The sequence below is a fragment of the Faecalibacterium sp. I3-3-89 genome (assembly GCF_023347275.1).
In the GTDB taxonomy this organism is placed as follows: domain Bacteria; phylum Bacillota; class Clostridia; order Oscillospirales; family Ruminococcaceae; genus Faecalibacterium; species Faecalibacterium butyricigenerans.
In genome coordinates, this window is sequence record NZ_CP094468.1 from 576,000 (window position 1) to 599,675 (window position 23,676).

Consider the following 23,676-nt stretch of genomic DNA (forward strand, 5'->3'; position numbering starts at 1 on the left):
GAGCATCTGAACCATGAAACTGGAACAACTGTTGGAGGGCGTGCCCTATACGCTGGTGCAGGGCAGCCTTGAGCTTGACATCGAGGACATCATCTACGACAGCCGCAAGGCGGCCCCGGGGCGGCTCTTCGTCTGCATCGTGGGCACCCAGCGGGACAGCCATGACTATGCCGCCCAGTGTGCGGCCGAGGGGGTCACGGCGCTGGTCATCCAGCACGACATCGACCTCTCTGCCGTCCCCGGCGTCACTGTGCTGAAGGTGGAGAGCAGCCGCTATGCGCTGGCCCTCATGAGCGGCAATCTCTTCGGCAATCCCTCCCGCCGGATGACCATGATCGGCGTCACCGGCACCAAGGGCAAGACCACCACCACCCATATGATCAAGAGCGTGCTGGAGGCCGCAGGCCGCAAGGTCGGCATGATCGGCACCAATGGCATCTACTTCCTCGGCCATCATCAGGAGACGGCCAACACCACCCCCGAGAGCTATGAGCTGCAGAAGACCTTCCGGGAGTTTCTGGACGCGGGCTGCGACACGGCTCTGATGGAGGTGTCCAGTCAGGGCCTCATGATGGACCGTGTGGCGGGCATCCACTATGATGTCGGCGTCTTTACGAATCTCTCGCCCGACCACATCGGCCCCGGCGAGCATAAGACCTTCGAGGAGTACCGCAGCTGGAAGGGACAGCTCTTCCGACGCTGCACCACCGGCGTCGTGAACATCGACGACGAGAACACCGAGGCCCTGCTGGAAGGCCACACCTGCAAACTCGTGACCTACGGCTGCGATGAAAAGGCCGATTACCGCGCCGGTACGTACCAGCTGCTGCGCACCCACGACTTCCTCGGCGTCCGGTTCCATGTCTCCGGCAAGGACGATATGGACGTCAGGGTCAATATGCCCGGCGAGTTCAGCGTCTACAACGCGCTGGCTGCCCTCACCGTGGGCAAGGTGCTGGGCCTGCCGGATGAGGCCATCCACGAGGGCCTGAGCCGCTGCGTGGTCAAGGGCCGCGTCGAGCTGGTGCCCATCAGCAGGAAGTTCACCATCCTGCTGGACTACGCCCACAACGAGGTCTCCACCGAGAGCCTGCTGACCACCCTGCGGGCCTACAAGCCCCACCGCCTCGTGGTGGTGTTCGGCTGCGGCGGCAACCGCTCCAAGCTGCGCCGCTACGGCATGGGTGAGATCTGCGCCAAGATGGCTGACTTCTCCATCCTCACCGAGGACAACAACCGCTTTGAGAAGGTGGAGGACATCCTCGCCGACATCCGCGTGGGCATGAACAAGGGCAACCCCGACGCCAAATTCGTGGAGATCCCCGACCGCCTCGATGCGCTGCACTATGCCGTGGACCATGCACAGGAGGGCGACCTCATCGCCGTCATCGGCAAGGGCCACGAGACCTACCGCGACCGCGAGGGCGTCAAGACTCCCTTCCTCGAGCGGGAGCTGCTGGAAGAGTATGCCCAGCAGATCGGCCTTGAGTAAACTGTAGTATTTGAACATAAAAATACCGGCTGTGCAGCTGCACAGCCGGTATTTTTTTGGATTCCGGAGGGAGTTAATTCTTTTCCGCCAGCGCCTTCTGCGCCTTTTCCTCGGGGATGAGGTTGGTCATGCTCTTGAGGCTGATGCCGATGGTGGAGAGGTTGTGCAGCATGGCCGAAGAGGCAGGCTGCAAGATGCCCAGAGCACCCAGTGCGATGAGGGCAGAGTTGAAGGTCAGCACAAAGCGGTAGTTGGCGCTGACGCGGCGCTGCAGGGAGTTGGCGATGGTCTTGAGGATGACCAGCTCCTCGAGGCTGTCGGCCTTGATGGTCACATCCGCGATCTCGCGGGCGATGGCAGCGCCGGAGTTGATGGCGATGCCGACGTCGGCGGCGGAGAGGGCGGGGGAGTCGTTGATGCCGTCGCCGATCATCACGACGGTGTGACCCTCGGACTTGGCCTTCTGGACGAAGGCGGCCTTGTCCTCGGGCAGAACCTCGGCGAAGAAGCGGTCCACGCCCACCTGCTTTGCGATGGCGGCGGCGGTGCGCTCGCTGTCGCCGGTCATCATGACCGTGCGGGTGATGCCGAGGCTGCGCAGGGCGCGCAGCACACGGGCGGCTTCCGGGCGGAGCGGGTCGGCGATGCAGATGACGCCGACCAGACGGCCCGAGGCAGCCAGATAGAGGTGGGAGTATTCCGGCTCGAGGTCGTCGAACTTCTGGCGCTCCTCCTCGGGGATGCTGCAGTGCTCGTCCTCAAAGACGAAGTGATGGCTACCGATGACGACCCGGTCGCCGCTGACCCGGCTGGCGATGCCGTGGGCCACGATATATTCTACCTCGGAGTGCATCTCCTCGTGGGAGATGCCGCGTTCCTTGGCTTCCCGGACGACGGCGTTGGCCATCGAGTGGGGGAAATGCTCTTCGAGGCAGGCGGCCAGCTGAAGGACTTCGGCCTCGGTTCTGCCGGAGAAGGGCACGACCTTGACCACCTTGGGGGTGGCGCGGGTCAGGGTGCCGGTCTTGTCGAAGACGATGGTGTCGGCCTTGGACAGGGCCTCAAGGTATTTGCCGCCCTTGACGGTGATGTGGCTTGCGCCGCACTCCCGCATGGCGGACAGGACAGCCAGCGGCATCGAGAGCTTGAGGGCGCAGGAGAAATCCACCATCAGACAGGAGATGGCACGGGTGGCGTTCCGGGTCAGGGCATAGGTGACGATGGTCGCGCCGAGGCACCAAGGCACCAGACGGTCGGCCAGAGCCAGTGCACGGTTCTCGGTGCTGGACTTGAGCTTCTCGGACTCCTCGATCATGGCCACGATCTTGTCGTAGCGGTTGGTGCCGCCCTCGGCCTTGGTGGTCAGGACGCATTCGCCCTCCTCCACCACCGTGCCGGCGTAGACGGTGGCACCGGTGATCTTCCGCACCGGCATGGATTCGCCGGTCAGCGCGGCCTGATTGACCATGGCCTCGCCCTCGATGACGGTGCCGTCCAGCGGGATCATGTTGCCGGAGCGGACGACGATCTCGTCGCCGGGGTGCACCTTGGTCAGGGGCATCAACACCTCGGTGCCCTGTGCGCGCACCCAGACCTTATCGACGTTCAGGGCCATGCTGCGGGCAAGATCGTCAAGGCTCTTCTTGCGGGTCCACTCTTCCAGCAGGGAGCCGACGTTGAGCAGGAACATGACCGAGCCTGCAGTGGCAAAATCCCTCCGTAGGATGGACACGCCGATGCTCAGGGCGTCCAGCACCTCAACTTCCAGCCTGCGCCGCCACAGGCAACGCACACCCTTCCAGAGAAAGTGGAGGGAGCGCAGCACCGTATAGGCGGCGTCGAGGGGGGCAGGCAGGAAGAGCTTGCGCAGCACCCGGCCCGCCACGAGGTCATACATCTTTTCCTGATATTCCTGATTGATGCGGCGGCTGTCGGCGCTGGTGACCAGAGCGTCCAGCTCGGGGTCGTCGAAGCGGTAGCCGCTCAGGGCAGCGACAGCAGCCTTGCGGGAACCGGTGTAGCAGACGACCACGTCGCCCGTCCGCTCGTAGACCTTGGCCTTGCTGACAGCGTCGTGGTGGTTCAGGTAGGCTTCCAACACGTCGGCCCGGTGCAGCGTCATCCGCACGTTGCAGACGTGTACCCGCAGACGGCCGCGGCTTTCATGAAGAATAGTACATTTCATATCTGAATATCCTCTGCGTATTGCAAAAATAGCCACGAAAAAGAGCCGCCCGCAGGCGGCTCAGAGGCTGTAAGATCACTCGTTGGTCTCGGCGGCGGCCTCAGCCGTGTCCTCGATGACCTCGGCCTCAGCCTTGGCAGCGCGGGCCTCGTTGATGGCCTTTGCATCCTCGAGGATGTCACCGGCCTGCTCCTGTACCTTGCTGACGGTCTCCATGGTGCAGTCCTTCATGCGCAGGACAGCGGCGGTGGTCTGGGTGTAGACCTTCTTGGCGTCGCTGCTGGACAGCAGCTTGAAGCCGGCGGAGCCGAACAGGGTGCCGGCAGCGAACAGAGCGATCTTTTTCATATCGACCATAGTTTATATACCTTCCTTTTATCGTACTTCACAGAGGTGTCGGGAAAGACACCGTACAAGTGTTTCTGCGGATATTATAGCGCGGATTTCGGAATTTGCAAGGTTTTTTGGCGATGTTAAGATGTATTAACTTTTTACGGAAAGTAGTTAGAGAGGACTGTCTCTTCGCGTTTTTTGAAGCAAACTACAGTTTGTATTTTCAAACAAACCGGGAATTTCAGAGAAATCTCGGCCAGAGTCTTGCGCAGGACGCTGCATCCGTTGTACAATAAACAATGTATGACCAAAAACAGCGACAGGGCGGCGCGTTCCGGCCTGTTCCAGATAAGTGAGGCAGGAAATGGAAAAGAAAGAGATCCGTGTGCTGGCGCTCGACCTCGACGGCACCCTGACCAACGACCAGAAGGTCGTTACCCCCGCCACCCGGACGGCGCTGGACGCTGCCGCCGCCAAGGGCGTGACCATCGTGCTGGCTTCGGGTCGTCCCACGGCGGGCGTGGTGCCGCTGGCACAGGAGCTGGGGCTGGACAAGAAGGGCGGCTGCATCCTCTCCTACAACGGCGGCTCCATCACCGACTGCGCTACCGGCAGGACGCTCTACAGCCAGTGGCTGGATTCAAAATATGTGCCGGCCCTCTGTGCCTTTGCCAAGGAGCAGAAGGTGGCCATTGTCACATACAATGAGCAGGGCGTCGTCTCCGAAAGTCCCGAGGACCCGTGGGCGCTGAAGGAGTGCTTCACCTGCGGGCTGCCCATGCAAAGGGTGGAGGATCTCGCCGCCTATGTGGACTACCCCATCTGCAAGATGCTCATCACCCTCGACCCCGCCCGCCGCGACGAGGTGCTGGCGGCAGGCCGGAAGGTGTTTGAAGGCAAGATCGACCTTTACCCGTCCAGCCCCTTCTTCATCGAAGCCGTGCCGCTGGGCGTCGCCAAGGATGTGAGCCTTGCGGGCCTGCTGGAAGAGATGGGCCTGACCCGCGACAACCTGATGGCCTGCGGCGACGGCCTCAACGACCGCTCCATGATCCGCTATGCCGGTGTGGGCGTGGCCATGCAGAACGCCGAGCCGCCCGTCAAGGAGGCCGCCGACTATGTGACGGAGGCCGACAACAACCACGACGGTGTGGCTGAGGCCATCGAGAAGTTCATTTTGTGAAAGGATACCAAACGCAAATGCCGCGCAACTTAGTTTTGTTCGATCTGGAGTGGAATATCGGCTATAAGCCCTTTACCTTCAATTACCATGGCGTCCAGCAGACGCTCCGGGGCGAGATCATCGAGATCGGCGCTGTCAAGATCGACGAGGACGCCAATGTGCTGGATACCTTCTCCATCCACCTCCGTCCCCGCATCTTCCGCAGCCTGCAGCACCACATCGCCAAAGTCACCGGTCTGACGCAGGAGGACCTCGACAAGGGCGAACCCATCCTTCAGGGCCTCCGCCGCTTCATGAAGTGGTGCGGCCCCGATGCCGAGTTTGCCGAGTGGGGGCTGGACGATGTGCCGGTGCTCAAGCAGAACCTCTTCCTGTGCAACCTCGACGAGAGCCGTCCGACGGTCTGGTACGACCTGCAGCAGATCTTCCTGCGGGAGCATCCCCGCAAAGAGGGCGAGGGGATGAAGTTGGAGAGCGTCGTCACCCGGATGGGCATCCCGATGGAGCGACCCTTCCACGATGCTCTGTCCGACACCCTCTACACCGCCGACATCTGCCGCAGGCTGGATCTGCGGGCCGGGCTGGCCGCTTACCCCACCGAGGACGAGACGCTGCACCAGAACCTCTGCCCGACGCCGGGCGACTACCGGGATTTCAAGGTGTTCCGGGGCTATCTGGAACAGTCCACATGGAAGCTGGACCCGGTCATCGGCACGATGGCCTGCCCGGTCTGCCACACGGCTCTGCAGCCGGACGACGTCTGGCTGAAAAAGGGGAGCAGCGGCTGGTATACCCTGTCCCAGTGCCCCGTCTGTGCGGGCAAGGGCGGCGAGGCAGGCCGGGGCGTGTTCCAGAAATACCGGATGTCCCGCCGGGACGGCCTGCACTGGGCCTTCGCCCGCTGCATCCAGATGCCGGACGATGCCTCTCTGGCCAACTGGAAAAGGCAGCGCGCCCAGTATCTGGAACGCCAGCGCATCAAGGCCGAAAAGCAGGCCGCCGAAGCGGCCCAGAACAATTGAAAAAGAAAATATCGTGCAGGAAAACGAGGGCCTGTTCCGTTGTTATAGGAGAGATGAGGCTGTAAAATGGCAAAATTGCTCAGATTTTGTTCATCTCCCGGTCATAGATGATGGATATACTATGACTCAATAATGGTCGGAAGCGAAAGGAAGGGTACGGGCACGATGGGAACGATGTTCATCGATGGGATACATCAGCTGGGTACGCTGGAATTCTGGAAGACATTGCTGGACAGCTTTGAGGGGCTGGGGCCGGTGGCACCTATCCTTCTGGCAATGGTGGAGTCCATCTTCCCGCCGCTGCCCCTCATCGCCATCGTGGCCCTCAACGTCGCAGCCCACGGCGGGCTGCTGGGCTTTGTCTACAGCTGGGTCGGCGTCGCTGCCGGAGGCACGGTGGTGTTCCTGTTCTGGCGGCGGGTGGTCAAGCGCTTTTTCTGGAAGCTGGCCTCCCGCTCCGAAAAGCTGAAAAAGGCCCAGCAGTGGGTCAGCCATGTGGACACCGCCACCCTCTTCATGCTGGCGGTCCTGCCCTTCACGCCCACAGCGTTTCTGCATCTGGCTTTCGGAATCTCGGATTTTGACGAGAAGCGCTATCTGCTCACCCTTCTGGTCGGCAAGGCCGTGATGGTGGCAATGATGGCCCTCTTCGGCCAGTCGCTGGTCAGCTCGCTGCGGAACCCGGTGTATCTCATCCTCGCCATCGCCATCTGGGCCGGGATGTACTGGGTAAGCAAGAAGCTCTGCAAAAAGCACGATCTGAACTGATAGAAAACAAAGGAACCCCGGCAGCGCTGCCGGGGTCCCTTTGCTTTCTTCTTTAGTTTTCGGCCAGATTGCCGGTGTAGAGCTGGTAATACTTGCCCTTTTTGGCGATCAGCTCGTCGTGGTTGCCGCGTTCAATGATGCGGCCCTGCTCGAGCACCACGATGCAGTCCGCGTTGCGGACAGTGGAGAGGCGGTGGGCGATGACGAAGCTGGTGCGGCCATACATGAGGCCGTCCATGCCGCGCTGCACCAGAGCCTCGGTGCGGGTGTCGATGGAAGAAGTAGCCTCGTCGAGGATGAGCACCGGCGGGTCAGCGACCGCTGCGCGGGCGATGGCCAGCAGCTGACGCTGGCCCTGCGACAGGTTCGCGCCGTCGCCGGTCAGCATGGTGTTGTAGCCGTCGGGCAGACGCTTGATAAAGCCATCGGCGTTGGCCAGACGGGCGGCGGCGATGCACTCCTCATCGGAGGCATCCAGCCGACCATAGCGGATGTTCTCCATGACCGTGCCGGTGAACAGGTGGGTGTCCTGCAGCACGATGCCCAGAGAGCGGCGGAGGTCGGATTTCCGGATCTTCTGGATGTTGATGCCGTCGTACCGGATCTTGCCGTCCTGAATGTCGTAGAAGCGGTTGATGAGGTTGGTGATGGTGGTCTTGCCGGCACCGGTGGAGCCGACAAAGGCGATCTTCTGGCCCGGACGGCCATAGAGGTTGATGTCATGGAGGACGGTCTTGTCCGGCAGATAGCCGAAATCGACGTCGGTAAAGGTGATGTCGCCCTCCAGCTTGTGGTAGGTGGTGGTGCCGTCGTGGTGGGGGTGCTTCCACGCCCAGATACCGGTGCGTTCGCTGGTCTCCACGAGGGCGTCATCCTTATCATACTTGGCGTTGACAAGGGTGACATAGCCCTCGTCGGTCTCGCTGGGTTCATCCATCATCTTGAAGATGCGCTCTGCACCGGCCAGCGCCATGATGATACTGTTGGCCTGCATGGATACCTGACTGATGGGCATATTGAAGCTCTTGTTCAGGGCGAGGAAGGCCATGACGGTGCCCAGCGTCACGCTGCCGACGCCGCTGACGGCCATGGCTGCGCCCGCCAGAGCGCAGATGGCATAGCTGATGTTGCCCAGCTGGGCAGTGACGGGCATGATGATGTTGGCAAAGCTGTTGGCCTGCTTGGCGCTGTCCTTGAGCTTATCGTTCAGCTCGCGGAAGCCCTCGAGGGTCTTCTGCTCGTGGGTAAAGACCTTGACGACCTTCTGGCCCTCCATCATCTCTTCGATGTAGCCGTTCACCTTGCCGAGGTCGCGCTGCTGGGCGATGAAGAACTTGCCGCTCTGCTGGGTGATCTTCTTGGAGCAGAACATCATCAGGGCCACCATCAGCATGGTGACGATGGTGAGCTGCCAGCTCAGCATACACATGCTGGCAAAGACGGAAACGATGGTGATGGCGCTGGACACCAGCTGGGGGATGCTCTGGCTGAGCATCTGGCGGAGGGTATCCACGTCGTTGGTGTAGACGGACATGATGTCGCCGTGGGGATGGGTGTCAAAGTAGCGGATGGGCAGGCTCTCCATGTGGGTGAAGAGCTGGATGCGCAGGTTGCGCAGGGTGCCCTGCGTGACGTTGACCATGATGCGGGCATTGAGCCATGCGGCGAGGATGCCCACCACATAGATGCAGCCCACCCGCATCAGTGCACCGGCCAGCGGCGCAAAGCTGGGGTCTTGCTGCTGGGTCATGGGGATGATATAGTCGTCGATAAGGGTCTGGAGGAACAGGCTGGCCTGCACGTTGGCCAGTGCGCTGACCACGATGCAGATGAGCACGAGGATGCAGTGGGGCAGATAGTGCTGGAACACCTCTGCCATGATGCGCTTGAGCAGTCTGCCCGGGTTTTCGACCTTCGGACGCGGGCCTCCCATGCCGCGGGGGCCGGGGCCGTGGACGACCTTTGCTTTCTGTTCTGCCATTACTGCTCACCTCCCTGCTTGTCGAAGTCGCCGCTGCCGCCCTGTGTCTGGCTGTTGTAGACTTCCTGATAGATCGTGTTGGTCTTCAGCAGCTCCTCGTGGGTGCCCAGACCGTTGATCTGGCCATTGTCCAGCACAAGGATGCGGTCGGCATCCTGCACCGAGGAGATGCGCTGTGCGATGATGATCTTGGTGGTGCCGGGAATCTCTTCCCGGAAGGCCTTCCGGATCTTTGCGTCGGTGGCGGTATCCACGGCGCTGGTGGAGTCGTCGAGGATCAGGATCTTCGGCTTGCGCAGTAGGGCGCGGGCGATGGTCAGGCGCTGCTTCTGGCCGCCGGACACGTTGGAGCCGCCCTGCTCGATCCAAGTGTTGTACTTGTCCGGGAAGCGCTCAATGAACTCATCGGCGCAGGCCAGCTTGGCCATCCGGATGCACTCTTCCTCGCTGGCGTTCTCGTTGCCCCAGCGGAGGTTGTCGAGGATGGTGCCGGAGAACAGGACGTTCTTCTGGAGCACCATGGAGACCTCCCGACGGAGGACATTGAGGTCGTAGTCCCGGACATCCACGCCGCCCACGCTGACGGTGCCGCTTTCGGCGTCGTACAAGCGGGGGATGAGCTGCACCAGACTGGACTTTGCGCTGCCGGTGCCGCCGATGATGCCCAGCGTCTCGCCGGGCCGGATGTCGAAGGTGATGTCGTTCAGGACGGGCTGGCCTGCACCATGCTTATACTTGAAGGAGACATGGTCGAAGCGGATGCTGCCGTCCTTGACCTCCTGCACCGGGGCCTTGGCCGGGGGCAGGTCGGTCTTTTCGTCCAGGACCTCGACGATACGCTTGGCGGAGGCAGCGGACATGGAGATCATGACGAAAGCCATGCTCAGCATCATCAGGGCCATCAGGATGTTCATGATGTAGCCGAACAGGGCGTTCAGCTGGCCGGTGGTCAGTGCGCCGTGGAGGATGTACTTTGCGCCGAACCAGCTCAGGGCGATGTTGCAGCCATAGATGGCCGTCAACATGGCGGGGTTGTTGAAGCTCAGGCGGCTCTCGGCGTTGACGAACTGCTGGTACAGACCCTCGCAGGCCTTGGTGTACTTCTCGTTCTCAAAGCCCTCGCGGACGAAGCTCTTGACCACGCGGATGGCAGAGACATTCTCCTGCACCGAGGCGTTCAGGTTGTCGTAGTTCTTGAAGACCCGGTCGAAGATCTTGAAGGTGGGCACCATGATGCTGGCCAGTACAGCCAGAAGGAAGGCGATAGCCACCACGAAGATGAGAGTCAGCGGGCCGCCGATGGAAAAGGCCATGATGAGGGCGAACACCAGATGGACCGGGGCGCGCACACACATACGCTCCATCATCTGGAAGGCGTTCTGTAAGTTGGTCACGTCGGTGGTCATGCGGGTGACGAGGCCGGCGGTGGAGAATTTGTCGATGTTGGAGAAGGAGTAGTGCTGGATGTTCTCGTACATCGCATCGCGCAGGTTGCCGGCGAAGCCGGTGGATGCCTCGGCGGCATACTTGCCCGCCAGAATGCCCAGCAGCAGAGCAATGGCCGCCACTGCGAAGGTGAGCAGGCCATACTTGAGGATGGCGTTCATATCGCCTTTTGCAATGCCAAGGTCGATGATGAAGGCCATGATGGTGGGCAGCAGGATGTCCATGACGGCTTCCAGCGCAGAAAACATCGGTGTCAGGATCGCGGCGCGCTTATACTCGCCCAGATGAGACACAAGTTTTTTTATCATCTGTGGAACCTCCTTTGAATAATTGTTTGGTACGGAACAATTTTATACAAAACAATTTTAATGTCAATGCTTTTTTCAAAGTTTCGGAAAAAGTTCATATTTGTTTCACTTCAAGCCCAGATATAGTTTATTCAGCAGCCGCAGCAGCTCGGTGTTCTCTTCTTCCGTCAGCAGGCCGGCGACGTATTCGTCGGTCTGGTGGAGGGCGAGCATGGTATTTTCGTGGAACTGGCGGCCCTTTTCGGTGAGCACCAGCTGCTTGAGGCGGGCGTCCTGCGCGACGCTCTGACGGGCGATGTAGCCCTTGCGCTCCATGAGCTGTAAAATATTGGTGACGGTGGAGCGGGTGATGGAGAACTCCCGCTCGATGTCCCGCTGGAACACGGGGGTGTCGGAGTTCCGGTAGAGGTACTCCATGATCCAGCCGTGCATGGGTGTCACGGCCTCCACGCCGTTGGCGCGGGAGATCTGGCCGATCCTGCGGAAGATGAGATTGTTCACCCGGCGCAGCTGGGCCGGGATGACCTGCGGAGTCTCCCAAGGCGGTGCGACAGGAGTGCAGCAAGGCTCGATTTCTTTACACATAGTTATCATCCTTCTGTTCGTTATATGGCAGAGCTGTGAATGTTCGGAGGTCGAACTGTTTCACATAAAACTGTTTGATACAGGACTATTATGGACCAAAAAAAGAGGGCTGTCAACCCTCTTTTGCGCCTAGTCCCACCGGCCCAGCCCTGTCAGGATGGCGATGGCGACTTCGGGCTTGTTTGTGACCACGAGTTCCGGGTCGAGCCGGAACAGCTGGCGCAGGTCATCCCGGCTGTCGTTGCCCACCGGCCACGGCGCGACCTTGAAGCCGTGGGCGTGGGCGTTGGAGATCAGGTCTTTGTCCCGGAAAAAGGCGTGGTACTCCGGCCCGATGTAGTCCACCGGAAAGCTGAACTGTGCGACGTAATTCACGAAATCGGTCTGGTAGTAATACTGCTGTAAGATCTGGGCCAGATTCATGCCGGGGAAGATGGAGTAGAGGAAATCGAGGCGGTCTTTCAGATAATAAAGAAGGATGCTGTTCTCCTCGTCGAGGCTGTTGGGGTCTTCCAGCAGGGCTGCCGCTTCGCTGAGGGCCTGCGGGCTGGAAAGCTTCTCTGCGAGAGGGTCGGTCTTCTTGAGGCCCAGCTTTTCCCAGAAGGTGGCGGGCTGGACGAGCTGGGACTCGGGGCTGGAGGTCATGGCACAGATGGCCATCTGGGGCATCCGCTCCTTCACCCGGCGGAGGGCACCGTACTCGAAGGCCGTGATGACGGCCTTTTCTTCCAGTCCCGCGTCGAGGACGGCGTCGATGACCCGGTCTGCGATCTCCTCGTCCCGGTCGAAGTAGGGCTTCAGCTCGATGTGGATCATCTGGAAGCCCTGCGCGACATCCAGCACCTCTTCGAGGGTGGGAATCTGCTCGCCTGCGTACTCGGGGCTTTTCCAGCTGCCGAAATCCAGCTTCCGCAGCTCGTCGAAGGTCATGTCCGGGATGTTGCCGTGGACGCCGGCCTTGAGGTCGGTGAAGTAGTCATGGGCCACCACAAGGTGACGATCCTTGGTGAGCTGGACGTCGCACTCGAAGCCGTCTGCGCCCAGCGTCTTGGCCAGACGGAAGGACGTCAGCGTGTTTTCGGGTGCCAGATGGGACGCGCCGCGATGGGCGATAATGAGAGGGCGCATGGGCAAAGCTCCTTAGAAGACAGATTATTGAAAAAAATACTACCGTACATGATACACGTTTTCACAAATTCCGTCAATGACGGCGCTTCACAGGAGGAGAAGAAGGGCGAAAGTACGACTTTTATCGTCAAAACGACGAAAAAATAAGCTGGATTTTAGCACTTTTCACGAGAAAAAACCAAAAATCGGCCCATTTCTCTCCTATCTGTTTCTTCCCAACGGACAATTCCTATGGTAAGATTATAGTGTAATGAATGGACAACCTCTCCGTCACGCCTGCGGCGTGCCACCTCCCCTAACGAGGGGAGGCCTTGGCATTCCGCAAAGCCTTATCTCTTCGCCAGAGGCTCCCCTCGATAGGGGAGCTGTCGAGCGATAGCGAGACTGAGAGGTTTTCCCCAATGACGAAAAGATACCTACGGAATAAGGGAAATGGAGAGTTTTGCTATGACTGAGTTCAAGCCCATCAAGGAAGGCAAGGTCCGCGAGATCTACGACAACGGCGACAGCCTCATCATGGTCGCCACCGACCGCATCTCTGCATTTGATGTTATCTTAAAGAATAAAGTCACCAACAAGGGCAAGGTGCTCACCCAGATGAGCAAGTTCTGGTTCGACTACACCCGCGACCTGCTGCCCAACCATATGCTGAGCGTGGACGTGAAGGAGATGCCGGAGTTCTTCCAGCAGCCCCAGTACGAGGGCCGCAGCATGATGTGCCGCAAGCTGACCATGCTGCCCGTCGAGTGCATCGTCCGCGGCTACATCACCGGCAGTGGCTGGGCCAGCTACCAGAAGACCGGCAAGGTCTGCGGCATCCAGCTGCCCGAGGGCCTGCAGGAGTCCGAGAAGCTGCCCGAGCCGATCTACACCCCCTCCACCAAGGCCGAGATCGGCGATCACGACGAGAATATCTCCTACGAGCAGAGCATCGATGTGCTGGAAAAGCAGTTCCCCGGCCACGGCGAGGAGTACGCCACCAAGCTGCGCGACTACACCATCGCCCTGTATAAGAAGTGCGCCGAGTACGCCCTCTCCCGCGGCATCATCATCGCTGATACCAAGTTCGAGTTCGGTCTGGACGAGAATGGCAATGTCATCCTCGGCGACGAGATGCTGACCCCCGATTCCTCCCGCTTCTGGCCGCTGGAGGGCTACGAGGCAGGCCACGGCCAGCCCTCCTTCGACAAGCAGTTCGTCCGCAACTGGCTCAAGGCCAACCCCGACAGCGATTACGACCTGCCGCAGGACGTCATCGACAAGACCATCGCCAAATATGAGGAAGCCTACGAGATGCTGACCGGCAAGAAGCTGTAAGGCTCCCGGAAATTCCGACCACCGCCCGCTTTGGGGAAGACCAGAGCGGGCGGTTTTTGCGTTGCGGTGTTTTACCTCTTGAACAGGGCGGTGGGTGGTGTTACAATAGCACAAGAAACGGGCACATTTTCGTCCCTTTGGTGTAAGAAAAAGGAAGCCGTGCGGACGGCGAAAGGAAACAGTCAAATGGAGATCAGCACGCGGGAGAAACTCTTGCAGACCATCAGCAGGTACATCATCATCACCCTGAGCATCAGCATCATGACCATCGGCGTATACTTCTTCAAATTCCCCAACAACTTCGTCTTCGGCGGCGTGACCGGCGGCGCAGCCCTTGTGGCAAAGCTCACCCCCCTGTCGGCCTCGGCCTTCTCGTCGTGGGCAAACGTCATCCTGCTCGTTCTGGGCTGGATCTTTCTCGGCAGGAATTTTGCCATCAGCACCGGCTGGGCCACCGTCGTTATGAATGTGGAGCTGGCCGTGTTCGAAAAATATGTTCCCCTCAGCGGCCCTCTGTCCGACCAGCCCATGCTGGATCTGGTCTTCGCCATCGCCCTGCCTGCCATCGCGTCGGCCCTGCTCTTCAATGTGGGCGCCTCCTCTGGCGGCACCGATGTCATCGCCCTTATCCTGAAAAAATATACCCATATGCAGAACACCGGCGAGGCCCTCTTCATCACCGACCTTGCCATGGTGCTGGCAGCCTGCTTCGTGTTCGACCTCTACACCGCCCTTTACTCCTTCGTGGGTCTGACGGTGAAGAGCCTTGTCGTCGATGCGGTGCTGGAACAGATGAAGATGTGCAAGGCTATCCTCATCATCTGCGACGACAAGGACCCCATCTGTGACTTCGTCATGCGTAAGCTGGTGCGCGGTGCCACCTACACCCCCTGCTACGGTGCCTACACCGACCGCCCTCACTACATGATCTATACCACCCTTACCCACCGCGAGGCCCTGCAGTTACAGGCCTTTATCCACAAAGAGAACCTCAACGCCTTCATCTCGATGCTCAGCACCACCGAGGTGTTCGGCAAGGGCTTCAATCACGCATAAAAATAATCAGCAGGATAAGCACACCTATGTCATTCCTCGGAGAGAAATGATGCAGATGTGCTTTTTCTTTGTTCTGCTTATTCAGCTCCACCCGCAGCAGCTTGGTGTCCTTGCCGCTGAGGATATCCTGTTGTCTTAACGGCATTGCCTGCAAAGGAGGGCTTTTTTGTTTGCGCTCAAATGTGCTATAATAAGAAAGATGTCGTTATTTGGTGAGGAGGCTGGAATCGAATGGACTTAAAGGAGCAAAAGTACGTCTGCACCCTTGCGGAGTGCAAGAGCCTGACCCGCGCCTCGGAGCGGCTGTATATCTCGCAGCCCGCACTGAGTCTGTACATCAATAATGTGGAAAAGAATCTGGGGGCGCCGCTGTTCGAGCGGAATGGCCGGAAATTCGAGCTGACGTGGCTGGGCAAGCAGTATGTGGAAAAGGCTTCTCAGATGCTGGAGCTGGAGCGGCAGTTCGAGGCGGTGATGCGGCAGACGGAGCAGGAGAGTGCCGGGCAAGTGCGTATCGGTATCGCACAGCGGCGCGGCATCTGGTTTCTGCCTGCGGTGCTGTCGGTGTACGAGCGGGAGTGGCCGCAGGTGGATGTGGTCATCCGGGAAGGAAATCTGGCCGATTTGACCATCATGCTGAAAAAACGGGAGCTTGACCTTGTGGTGCTGAGCCAGAGCGATGTAACGTCCGAGATGGAGACTGTCCCACTGGGCATGGAAGATTTTCTGCTGATGGTGTCCGGAGACCATCCGCTGAACGAAAAGGCGGTTCCCGTCGAAGGCTCAAAGCTCGACTTCCTTGACCCGCACCTTCTGAGCGGTGAGACGATATTTCTGAACACCGAGATGCAGAGCGCCCGGCGGGTGGAAGAGAAGATCCTGAAAGATTACAAGGTCAAGCCGGGACGCATCCGGGTAGTACGCAATATGGAGCTTGGCGCACAGCTGGTGGCCGAGGGTCTGGGTGTGGGCTTTATCCGGCAGGGCTATCAGAAGAACATCCACTATCCGAAGCCGGTGAAATACTACACCATTGATAGTTCCAAGTACGGACAGGATGTTGTGGTGGCCTACCGTCAGGATGTGGAGCTGACCAAACCCATGCGAGCTATGATCATGCAGATGAAGGATGCGGCAGAGGAGTATTTGGAGTTCTGATAAACTAAACATAAGAATTCCAAAATGAAGATATAATTTTTTCAAAATGTACAAAGCGCCTCCGATTTGGTAAACTGAAAGTACCAAAAATGGAGGTGCTTATTATGTTGGAGGAAAAACTAGAGCGAAGCGTTGAGCAGAGCGCAGCTGCCCTGACTGCAATGGCAGACGACTTCTTCGACCACCCGGAAGTGGGTCAGCAGGAGTTTCATGCATTTGAGACCCTGACCGGCTGGCTGGAAAAAGAAGGCTTCACTGTGGAGCGTGGGATTGCTGGTATGAAGACAGCGTTCCGTGCCGTCTGGAAGCACGGCGAGGGCGGCCCGAACATCGGCCTGCTCTGCGAGTACGACGCTCTGGCCGGTCTGGGCCACGCCTGCGGCCACCATATGCAGGGGCCGGCCATTCTGGGCGCAGCCAAGGCACTGAAAGATGCAGCCATCGACGCACCGTATACCATCACGGTCTACGGCACACCTGCTGAAGAGACCATCAGCGGCAAGGTCGTGATGCTGGAAAACGGCTGCACTTTTGAGGAGCTGGATGTGGCGCTCATGATGCATGGCGGCCCGGCTACGCAGGTGGATGTCAAGTCGCTGGCACTCAACAAGCTCAAGATCATCTACCACGGTGTCTGCTCTCACGCAGCGCTCAAGCCCGAAAAAGGTCGCAGCGCACTGGACGGCCTGATTCTGGCTTGTCAGGGCGTCGAGTTCCTACGGGAGCATGTTCCCTCGGACGTTCGGATGCACTACACCATCGTCAACTGCGGCGGCACGGCGGCAAATGTGGTGCCCGGCTATGCAGAAGCGAGTATGTATGTCCGCTCCTACAACCGCACGGAGCTGGACGGCGTGGTGGCCCGCGTCAAGAAGGTATTGCAGGGTGCGGCCATGATGACAGAGACGGAAGTGGAGATCATCGAGGAAAAGAGCCTCGACAACAAGATCCCGGTGCTGTCCCTCAACGAACTGGTGATGGAGCAGGCCGAGAAGGTCAAGGCTCCCTGCATCCGTCCGGCCCGCCAGAAGACCGGCTCCACCGACTTCGGCAACGTGATGCGCCATGTGCCCGGCACCTGCATCCGCGTGGCCTTTGTCCCGGAGGGTGCAGCAGCTCACTCGCAGGAGTATCTGGATGCCGGCAAGACCGAAGCGGCCCACAATGCGGTGGTCTACGGCGCAAAGATTCTGGCTCTGACGGGCGCACAGCTCATTGAGAACCCGGAAAAGCTGGAAGCCATCAAGAAGGAGTTCCATGAGAATCTGGCCAAAGAACTGCACGGCCAGAGCTGAAGCTTTGGCGCGTCAAAAGAGAGGAGAAAATTATGGAAACGAAAAAGAAGCAATTCAAGATGCCGCATACCTTCGTCATCATCGGCATCATCATCCTGTTTGCGGTCCTGCTGACCTGGATCATCCCGGCAGGCTCCTACACCCGCTTCGAGAACGAAGCAGGCATTAAGGTCATCGACCCCAACGATTTCAACTACATTGATAAAACTCCCGTCAACCCGCTCGAAATTCCGCTGTACATCGTCAAAGCCTTCATCAAGCGCATTGATCTGATGCTGGTCATCATGTTCGCAGGCGGTGCCTTCCACATCCTGACCAAGACCGGCGCACTCCACGCCGTGGTTGCCAAGATGGCAAAGATCTTCTCCACCCGCGTCTATCTGTTCCTGCCTATCCTGACGCTGGTGTTCGGTCTCATCTGCACCACGCAGGGCGTCAACCTGTTCATTGCCTTTGCACCGATCATGGTCATGATGGCTTTTGCGATGGGTCTGGACTCCATCACCGGTGCATCCATCATCCTGCTGGGCGGCGCCATCGGTTTCTCCACTGGCCCTCTGAACATCAACACCACCATCGTGGCTCAGAAAATTGCCGGTCTGCCGCTGTATTCCGGCGTGGGATACCGCTTTATCTGCTTTGCTGTGTTCTATGTTATCACGAACATCTACCTCATCCGCTACGCGCTGAAGATCCAGAAGCATCCCGAACTCAGCCCCATGTACGAGATCGACAAGACCAGCGAGTTCCGCAATGCTGCTGACCTCGACTCCTTCGGCAAGCTGGACGCCCGCAAGATCCTCATCATGCTGGTCTTCTTCGCATCCCTTATCCTCATCGTCTACGGCGGCATCAAGCTCGACTGGGATATGTCTGAGACTGCATCTGTCTTCCTCGCACTGGCTGTCATCGAAGGCGTGCTGGGCGGCTTTGGCCCCTCCGCGATTTCCAAAGAGTTCCTTGAGGGCTGCAAGAAGATGCTGGGCGCTGCCTTCATCATCGGCATGGCACAGGCGATCAGCAGCATCATGAACGCCGGTCACATCACTGATACCGTTGTCCACGCACTGGCAAACGGCCTGAACTTCGTCCCCACCATCCTGCTCGGACCCGCCATGCTGCTGGCAAACACCATTATCAACGTCTTCCTGACTTCCGGCAGCGGTCAGGCCGCAGCTGTCATTCCCATTCTGGCACCTCTGGCCGACCTCGTGGGCGTTACCCGTCAGACCGCAATTCTTTCCTTCAACTTCGGCGACGGCTTCTGCAACTACGTCCTGCCCACTTCCACCGCTCTGATGGGTATCATCAGCGCTGTGAACATTCCCTATGACCGTTGGATGAAGTTCATGTGGAAGCTGTTCCTCATCTGGCTGGCCGTCGGTTCTGTGCTGCTGATGATCGCACAGGCGATCCACCTCGGCCCCATGTGAACTGGAAGGCGGCAAAAAATCAGGCTATGGCGTCAACAATAAAAGAAATCAAAAATCCCTGGATTCGGACGCTGGCTGAGTATGGTCTCATCACGGTCAGCATCTGGATCATGGTCATCGGCATCTACTTTTTCAAATTCCCAAACCACTTTGCCTTCGGCGGCGTGACCGGCTTTTCCACCGTGTTCAGCCAGCTGCTCCACTGCTCGGCAAGTACCTTCACCACCGTTGCCAACTACGCGCTGCTGGTGCTGGGCTTCATCTTTCTGGGCAAGAGCGTCGGCATCCGCACCGTTTATGCGACCATCGTTATGTCGGTGAGCTTGCAGGCACTGGACGCTCTGGTGCCGATGCACGGTACTCTGACCGACCAGCCTATGCTGGAGCTGGTATTTGCCATTATGCTCCCGGCTGTCGGTTCGGCGATCCTGTTCAACGTCGGCGCATCCTCGGGCGGCACGGATGTCATCGCCATGATTCTGAAAAAGTACACCAGCATGAACATCGGTTCTGCCCTGATGGCAGCGGATGTGGCGGCTGTGGGCCTCTCGTTTGCAATGTACGGCCCCTCCACCGGTCTGTTCTCCATCATGGGTCTGGTGGCCAAGTCGATGGTGGTGGATAACGTCATCGAAAATATGAACCTCTGCAAGTGCTTCAACATCGTGTGTGAGCACCCGCAGGCCATCTGCGACTTTATCATCCACGATTTGAACCGAAGCGCGACCACCTTTGAAGCGCGCGGCGCGTACTCTGACGCCCACAAGACGGTCATCATGACCACCATGCGGCGCAGTCAGGCCATCCGCCTGCGCAACTTCATCCGCCAGCAGGAGCCGACGGCCTTTATCATGATAGAAAATTCCAGCGAGATCATCGGTAAGGGCTTCAGCCCCGTGTAAAAAGGATTTTTCCGCAGCAGGCAAAACGCACAGCCAGTGGTTTTGCCTGTTTTGCACTACCCGGCCGGATGACATTCCGTACAGGAAAACGGGTAAAGCGGAAGAGAAAATGCAAGCCTTCCATGACCAAATGGAATAAATCTTGTGTACAAGAGAAATTTTTGGCGATTCTTAACGAATATTAAGACGGAAGCTATGCCTTTTGTAAGATTGTCCGATTATGATAGAACCATCAGGAGCGGTGCAGAAGAGCGCCGCCCCGCAAGAACGGTATAATGAATGAAGAAACCACCTGCCAAGGAGGAAAAAAGCATGGAGATCAAGAAAGCAGCCACGGCTGGTACTCTGGAATCCAGCGACTGCATGGTGACCGTGGAGCCGGGCGAGGGCAAGATCGATTTCTCCCTCGAAAGCTCCGTCATCCACCAGTACGGCAACCAGCTGCGCAAGGTCGCGCTGGAGACCTTGAAGAATCTGGACATCGATAACGTCCGCATCACCATCGTGGACAAGGGCGCACTGGACTGCACCCTGAAGGCCCGCATCGAGGGCGCTGTTTATCGCTCTGTTGACCAGTATGAGGATCTGCCTTGGGGAGGTGCCATTCGATGAATAATCCCAACAAGAAGCGCCTGCGCCGCACGATGATGTTCCTGAATGCGCAGAAGCCCGGCCTCATCAAGGACCCGTACATCTATAAGGCCGATTCCCTGATGCTGGACCTCGAGGACGCTGTCGCTGAGAACCAGAAGGATGTGGCCCGTTTCAGCCTGTACCACGCCCTGAAGACCGTGGATTACCGCGGCGCAGAGCGGGTCGTCCGCATCAACGGTCTGGACACCCCCTACTGGCGGGAAGACATCCGCGCCTGTGTGGCCGGCGGCTGCGACTCCATCCGCATCCCCAAGACCGAGCACGCCGAGGACGTCCGCCGCGTGGCTGCTGCCATCGCCGAGGACGAGAAGACCTATGGCCGTCCCGAGGGCGAGGTGCTCATCATCGCTGCGCTGGAGTCTGCCCGCGGCGTCATGAACGCTCTGGAGATCTGCGAGTCTGACGAGCGCCTGTTCGGCATCGCACTGTCCGGCGGCGACTACACCAAGGACCTGCAGACCCACATCACCGGCACCGGCATTGAGCTGATGGGCGCCCGCCAGCAGATGATCATTGCCGCCCGCGCCGCCGGTGTGCAGTGCTTCGACACCGTCTACACCGACCTGAAGGATATGGATGGCTTCCGCAAGGACGTGGAGAACATCCACCTGATGGGCTTCGATGGCAAATCCATCATCAATCCTCGTCAGATCCCCATTGTGCATGAGATCTTTACGCCCACCCAGAAGGACATCATCTTCGCCGAGAAGGTCGTCAAGGAGATCGACTCCAAGAAGGCTCTGGGCATCGGCGTCTTCACCGTTGACGGCAAGATGATCGACATCGCCTTCTACGACGGCGCAAAGCGCACCATCGATCTGGCAAAGGCATCCGGCGTGTATAAGGGGGATTTGTAATTATGTTGAACGCAGTCGGCAGAGAAATTCCCGAAGAGATCCTCGGGCGCACCGGCAAAGAGGTCTTTCAGGGCAACAACTATAAGGACGGCAAGGCTTTCCAGAAGGCCAGCCCGAAAGTCACCCCCGTGATGCGCAACGACCACGATAAGATGGTCCAGAACATCCACGAGGCCCTCGTCAAGTGCGGCGCACACGACGGCATGACCGTTTCCTTCCACCACCACTTCCGCGAGGGCGACCTCGTGGTCTGCATGGTCATGGAAGAGATCCACAAGATGGGCTTCAAGAACATCACCCTGAGCGCAAGCTCTCTGGGCAAGGCCCATGACGCCCTCGTCCCCATGATCGAGGACGGCACCATCGTCAACATCGAGTCCTCCGGCGTCCGCGGCAAGATCGGCGATGCCATCTCCCACGGCAAGCTGAAGGGGCTGGCCACCATGCGCAGCCACGGCGGTCGCGTCCGCGCCATTGAGACCGGCGAGACCCATGTGGACATCGCCTTCATCGGCGCACCTTCCTGCGATGAGTACGGCAACTGCTCCGGCATGGGCGGCAAGACCAACTGCGGCGTCCTGAGCTACGCCTATGTGGACGCCGAGATGGCTGACTATGTCGTCGCTGTCACCGATTGCCTCGTGGACTACCCCAACTACCCCGCAGAGATCAACCAGACCAAGGTGGATTACGTCTGCGTCGTGGATCAGATCGGCATCCCCGAGAAGATCGCTACCGGTGCGGCCAAGCCCACCACCGACCAGCGCAAGATCCTGATGGCCGAGTACTGCACTCAGGTCGTGGCAAATACCCCCTACTTCAAGGACGGCTTCTCCTACCAGACCGGCGTGGGCGGCGCATCCATCGCCTCCACCATCTCGCTGTCCAAGATCATGGAGGAGAAGAACATCCATATGGGTCTGGGTGTCGGTGGCCTGACCAAGCCCATGTGCGAGCTGCTGGACCGCGGTCTGGCCCGCAAGCTGGTGGATACGCAGGACTTTGACCTCGACGCGGTCAACAATGTCCGCACCAACCCCAACCACTTCCCCATCTCTGCTGGCGAGTACGCAAGCCCGATGAACAAGGGCGCGTTCGTCAACAAGCTGGATTACGTCATTCTGGCCTCTCTGGAAGTGGATACCCACTTCAACTGCAACGTCGTCGTCGGCTCCGATGGCATCATCACCGGCGCACAGGGCGGCCATCCCGATACCGCACAGGGTGCAAAGTGCACCATCGTCATCGCTCCTCTGCTGCAGGGCCGCATCCCCGCCATCTGCACCGACGTGACCACCGTCACCACTCCGGGCGAGAGCGTTGACATTGTCGTCACCGACTACGGCGTGGCCGTCAACCCCCGCCGTCCTGACCTGCTGGAGGCTCTGAAGGCCGCTGACTGCGTGCCTCTGAAGACCATCGAGGAGCTGCGCGACATCGCCTACTCCATCGTCGGCGAGCCGGAGAAGGTCCAGTTCGGCGACCGCATCGTGGGCATCATCGAGGCCCGCGACGGCACCGTCATGGATGTCGTCCGCGAAGTCAAGCCTTTCTCTTTCCGCGAAGATTGAGTGATATAGCGTAAAAACGGGTTTGTGGCTTGCCAACCACGCTTCGGAATGGATTCACGGATATTCCTTCGCTCTTCTCACCCCCGTTTTTGTGTCTGGATACGCACACAAGCTTCATGCGATTCTCCTTTTTCAAGGTTTTGTGTTTTATACCGGCATAAAACCAAAGAGCAGCCAGCTGCACCGCGCGCAGCTGGCTGCTCTTCTTTTTGTTTTTTGAAAAAAGGATGTTCTTACGGCACGAACCGGTAGCCCACGCCCCGGATGGTGATGATGTGCTGGGGAGTGCGGGCGTTGTCCTCGATCTTGCTGCGCAGACGGTTGATGTAGACCATGATGGCGTTGTCGTCCACAGCGATGAGGTTGCCCCAGATCTGCTCGTAGATCATATCCTTGGTGAACACCTGCTGCGGGTGGCGGACAAAGAGGAGAAGCAGGCTGCGCTCCTTCTCCGAAAGATTCAGCTCCACGTTGTTTTTGTAAAAGCGCATGGTGGTGGTGTCGCAGAGGAAGGGGCCGCAGCTGATCTGCTGGCTGTTCTCCTGTGAGAAGCTCTTGCTGCGGCGGATAAGGGCTTTGACCTTCGCGCCTAAGATCTGGGGGCGGAAGGGCTTGGTCACATAGTCGTCTGCGCCCAGAGACAGGCCGTACATGAAATCATAATCCTCGTTGCGGCCGCTGATGATGATGACCGGCGTGGTGACGCCGTTGCGCCGGATGGTCTGAATGACGTCGAAGCCCTCCATGTCTCCCAGCGTGATGTCCATCAGGATCATATCCAGCGTGCCGCTCTGCCGCGCAATGACGTCCAGCGCAGCCGCGCCGCTGTTGACGACGAGAGGGTCCATCTCGTTGCTGATCATAACTTTCGATAAAAGTTTGCAAATTGCTGGATCATCGTCTACAATAAGAACATGATACGACATGATAACTCCCTGTACTTTTCTGACCGGAACGGTTGATTCTGCTTACGCTTACATAGATAAAATTATAACATTTTTA

At 58.8% G+C, this 23,676-nt stretch carries 20 protein-coding genes; 13 read left to right on the plus strand and 7 right to left on the minus strand.

Features of this window, described 5'->3' with window-relative positions:
- Positions 1–13: 13 nt before the first annotated feature.
- Positions 14–1,492, plus strand: coding sequence for a UDP-N-acetylmuramoyl-L-alanyl-D-glutamate--2,6-diaminopimelate ligase (locus MTP38_RS02680; RefSeq protein WP_249234188.1), 1,479 nt, complete (start codon positions 14–16; stop codon positions 1,490–1,492).
- A gap of 73 nt (positions 1,493–1,565) precedes the next feature.
- Here the strand turns inward: MTP38_RS02680 and MTP38_RS02685 are convergent, their stop codons facing one another.
- Both MTP38_RS02685 and MTP38_RS02690 read right to left on the minus strand, forming a co-directional pair.
- Positions 1,566–3,677 carry a heavy metal translocating P-type ATPase gene (locus MTP38_RS02685; RefSeq protein WP_249234189.1) on the minus strand — a complete coding sequence of 704 codons (2,112 nt, stop codon included), beginning with the start codon at positions 3,675–3,677 and terminating at the stop codon, positions 1,566–1,568.
- Positions 3,678–3,752: 75 nt separating this feature from the next.
- A complete protein-coding gene (locus tag MTP38_RS02690; RefSeq protein WP_249234190.1) occupies positions 3,753–4,034 on the minus strand; it encodes a DUF6110 family protein in 282 nt (93 codons plus the stop codon).
- Between the two features lie 340 nt (positions 4,035–4,374).
- Here MTP38_RS02690 and MTP38_RS02695 point away from each other — a divergent pair, with 340 nt between their 5' ends.
- The 3 genes from MTP38_RS02695 to MTP38_RS02705 all read left to right on the plus strand — a co-directional run bounded on the left by MTP38_RS02695 (position 4,375) and on the right by MTP38_RS02705 (position 6,983).
- Positions 4,375–5,193 carry a Cof-type HAD-IIB family hydrolase gene (locus MTP38_RS02695; RefSeq protein ID WP_249234191.1) on the plus strand — a complete coding sequence of 273 codons (819 nt, stop codon included), beginning with the start codon at positions 4,375–4,377 and terminating at the stop codon, positions 5,191–5,193.
- Between the two features lie 17 nt (positions 5,194–5,210).
- A complete protein-coding gene (locus MTP38_RS02700; protein ID WP_249234192.1) occupies positions 5,211–6,215 on the plus strand; it encodes a 3'-5' exonuclease in 1,005 nt (334 codons plus the stop codon).
- A gap of 165 nt (positions 6,216–6,380) precedes the next feature.
- Positions 6,381–6,983: a TVP38/TMEM64 family protein gene (locus MTP38_RS02705; RefSeq protein WP_249234193.1), complete on the plus strand. Its 603-nt coding sequence runs from the start codon at positions 6,381–6,383 to the stop codon at positions 6,981–6,983.
- 52 nt (positions 6,984–7,035) lie between these two features.
- Here the strand turns inward: MTP38_RS02705 and MTP38_RS02710 are convergent, their stop codons facing one another.
- The 4 genes from MTP38_RS02710 to MTP38_RS02725 form a co-directional block, all read right to left on the minus strand.
- Positions 7,036–8,964, minus strand: a complete 1,929-nt coding sequence (locus MTP38_RS02710; protein WP_249234194.1) for an ABC transporter ATP-binding protein — start codon at positions 8,962–8,964, stop codon at positions 7,036–7,038.
- On the minus strand, positions 8,964–10,718 hold the full coding sequence (locus tag MTP38_RS02715; protein ID WP_249234195.1) for an ABC transporter ATP-binding protein: 1,755 nt from the start codon (positions 10,716–10,718) through the stop codon (positions 8,964–8,966). Before MTP38_RS02715 ends, MTP38_RS02710 begins: the two co-directional genes overlap by 1 nt.
- Positions 10,719–10,823: 105 nt before the next feature.
- Positions 10,824–11,303: a MarR family winged helix-turn-helix transcriptional regulator gene (locus MTP38_RS02720; RefSeq protein ID WP_249234196.1), complete on the minus strand. Its 480-nt coding sequence runs from the start codon at positions 11,301–11,303 to the stop codon at positions 10,824–10,826.
- 129 nt (positions 11,304–11,432) lie between these two features.
- Positions 11,433–12,431, minus strand: coding sequence for a glycerophosphodiester phosphodiesterase (locus MTP38_RS02725; RefSeq protein ID WP_249234197.1), 999 nt, complete (start codon positions 12,429–12,431; stop codon positions 11,433–11,435).
- A gap of 447 nt (positions 12,432–12,878) precedes the next feature.
- On the opposite strand from MTP38_RS02725, the gene MTP38_RS02730 reads away from it, so the two are divergent.
- From MTP38_RS02730 to citF, 9 genes are all read left to right on the plus strand, one after another.
- Entirely contained in the window at positions 12,879–13,748 is an 870-nt protein-coding gene (locus MTP38_RS02730) for a phosphoribosylaminoimidazolesuccinocarboxamide synthase (RefSeq protein WP_249234198.1), read from the plus strand.
- Between the two features lie 186 nt (positions 13,749–13,934).
- A complete protein-coding gene (locus MTP38_RS02735; protein ID WP_249234199.1) occupies positions 13,935–14,804 on the plus strand; it encodes a YitT family protein in 870 nt (289 codons plus the stop codon).
- A gap of 231 nt (positions 14,805–15,035) precedes the next feature.
- A complete protein-coding gene (locus MTP38_RS02740) occupies positions 15,036–15,962 on the plus strand; it encodes a LysR family transcriptional regulator (protein ID WP_249234200.1) in 927 nt (308 codons plus the stop codon).
- A 104-nt stretch (positions 15,963–16,066) separates the two neighbouring features.
- Positions 16,067–17,257, plus strand: a complete 1,191-nt coding sequence (locus MTP38_RS02745; protein ID WP_249234201.1) for a M20 family metallopeptidase — start codon at positions 16,067–16,069, stop codon at positions 17,255–17,257.
- Between the two features lie 32 nt (positions 17,258–17,289).
- Entirely contained in the window at positions 17,290–18,690 is a 1,401-nt protein-coding gene (locus tag MTP38_RS02750; RefSeq protein ID WP_227620581.1) for a YfcC family protein, read from the plus strand.
- A 26-nt stretch (positions 18,691–18,716) separates the two neighbouring features.
- Complete coding sequence (locus MTP38_RS02755) at positions 18,717–19,592, plus strand: YitT family protein (RefSeq protein WP_442900545.1); 876 nt, start codon at positions 18,717–18,719, stop codon at positions 19,590–19,592.
- 312 nt (positions 19,593–19,904) lie between these two features.
- Positions 19,905–20,204 (plus strand): citrate lyase acyl carrier protein, encoded by a 300-nt coding sequence (gene citD / locus MTP38_RS02760; protein ID WP_227620580.1) that lies wholly within the window; start codon positions 19,905–19,907, stop codon positions 20,202–20,204.
- A complete protein-coding gene (locus MTP38_RS02765) occupies positions 20,201–21,103 on the plus strand; it encodes an aldolase/citrate lyase family protein (RefSeq protein WP_015565469.1) in 903 nt (300 codons plus the stop codon). The genes citD and MTP38_RS02765 overlap by 4 nt, the downstream gene beginning before the upstream one ends.
- A 2-nt stretch (positions 21,104–21,105) precedes the next feature.
- Entirely contained in the window at positions 21,106–22,674 is a 1,569-nt protein-coding gene (citF, locus tag MTP38_RS02770; protein WP_249234202.1) for a citrate lyase subunit alpha, read from the plus strand.
- Positions 22,675–22,907: 233 nt separating this feature from the next.
- Here the strand turns inward: citF and MTP38_RS02775 are convergent, their stop codons facing one another.
- Complete coding sequence (locus tag MTP38_RS02775; RefSeq protein WP_227620578.1) at positions 22,908–23,600, minus strand: response regulator transcription factor; 693 nt, start codon at positions 23,598–23,600, stop codon at positions 22,908–22,910.
- Between the last annotated feature and the right edge of the window lie 76 nt (positions 23,601–23,676).

What these genes read in the sequence shown, in the direction of transcription:
- MTP38_RS02765 (WP_015565469.1), top strand. Translation starts at nt 20,201, where the DNA reads ATGAATAATCCCAACAAGAAGCGCCTGCGCCGCACGATGATGTTCCTG.
- MTP38_RS02775 (WP_227620578.1), bottom strand. Translation starts at nt 23,600, where the DNA reads ATGTCGTATCATGTTCTTATTGTAGACGATGATCCAGCAATTTGCAAA.
- citF (WP_249234202.1), top strand. Translation starts at nt 21,106, where the DNA reads ATGTTGAACGCAGTCGGCAGAGAAATTCCCGAAGAGATCCTCGGGCGC.
- MTP38_RS02700 (WP_249234192.1), top strand. Translation starts at nt 5,211, where the DNA reads ATGCCGCGCAACTTAGTTTTGTTCGATCTGGAGTGGAATATCGGCTAT.
- MTP38_RS02680 (WP_249234188.1), top strand. Translation starts at nt 14, where the DNA reads ATGAAACTGGAACAACTGTTGGAGGGCGTGCCCTATACGCTGGTGCAG.
- MTP38_RS02725 (WP_249234197.1), bottom strand. Translation starts at nt 12,431, where the DNA reads ATGCGCCCTCTCATTATCGCCCATCGCGGCGCGTCCCATCTGGCACCC.
- MTP38_RS02685 (WP_249234189.1), bottom strand. Translation starts at nt 3,677, where the DNA reads ATGAAATGTACTATTCTTCATGAAAGCCGCGGCCGTCTGCGGGTACAC.
- MTP38_RS02690 (WP_249234190.1), bottom strand. Translation starts at nt 4,034, where the DNA reads ATGGTCGATATGAAAAAGATCGCTCTGTTCGCTGCCGGCACCCTGTTC.
- MTP38_RS02720 (WP_249234196.1), bottom strand. Translation starts at nt 11,303, where the DNA reads ATGTGTAAAGAAATCGAGCCTTGCTGCACTCCTGTCGCACCGCCTTGG.
- MTP38_RS02745 (WP_249234201.1), top strand. Translation starts at nt 16,067, where the DNA reads ATGTTGGAGGAAAAACTAGAGCGAAGCGTTGAGCAGAGCGCAGCTGCC.
- MTP38_RS02735 (WP_249234199.1), top strand. Translation starts at nt 13,935, where the DNA reads ATGGAGATCAGCACGCGGGAGAAACTCTTGCAGACCATCAGCAGGTAC.
- MTP38_RS02710 (WP_249234194.1), bottom strand. Translation starts at nt 8,964, where the DNA reads ATGGCAGAACAGAAAGCAAAGGTCGTCCACGGCCCCGGCCCCCGCGGC.
- MTP38_RS02695 (WP_249234191.1), top strand. Translation starts at nt 4,375, where the DNA reads ATGGAAAAGAAAGAGATCCGTGTGCTGGCGCTCGACCTCGACGGCACC.
- MTP38_RS02750 (WP_227620581.1), top strand. Translation starts at nt 17,290, where the DNA reads ATGGAAACGAAAAAGAAGCAATTCAAGATGCCGCATACCTTCGTCATC.
- MTP38_RS02715 (WP_249234195.1), bottom strand. Translation starts at nt 10,718, where the DNA reads ATGATAAAAAAACTTGTGTCTCATCTGGGCGAGTATAAGCGCGCCGCG.
- MTP38_RS02705 (WP_249234193.1), top strand. Translation starts at nt 6,381, where the DNA reads ATGGGAACGATGTTCATCGATGGGATACATCAGCTGGGTACGCTGGAA.
- MTP38_RS02755 (WP_442900545.1), top strand. Translation starts at nt 18,717, where the DNA reads ATGGCGTCAACAATAAAAGAAATCAAAAATCCCTGGATTCGGACGCTG.
- MTP38_RS02730 (WP_249234198.1), top strand. Translation starts at nt 12,879, where the DNA reads ATGACTGAGTTCAAGCCCATCAAGGAAGGCAAGGTCCGCGAGATCTAC.
- MTP38_RS02740 (WP_249234200.1), top strand. Translation starts at nt 15,036, where the DNA reads ATGGACTTAAAGGAGCAAAAGTACGTCTGCACCCTTGCGGAGTGCAAG.
- citD (WP_227620580.1), top strand. Translation starts at nt 19,905, where the DNA reads ATGGAGATCAAGAAAGCAGCCACGGCTGGTACTCTGGAATCCAGCGAC.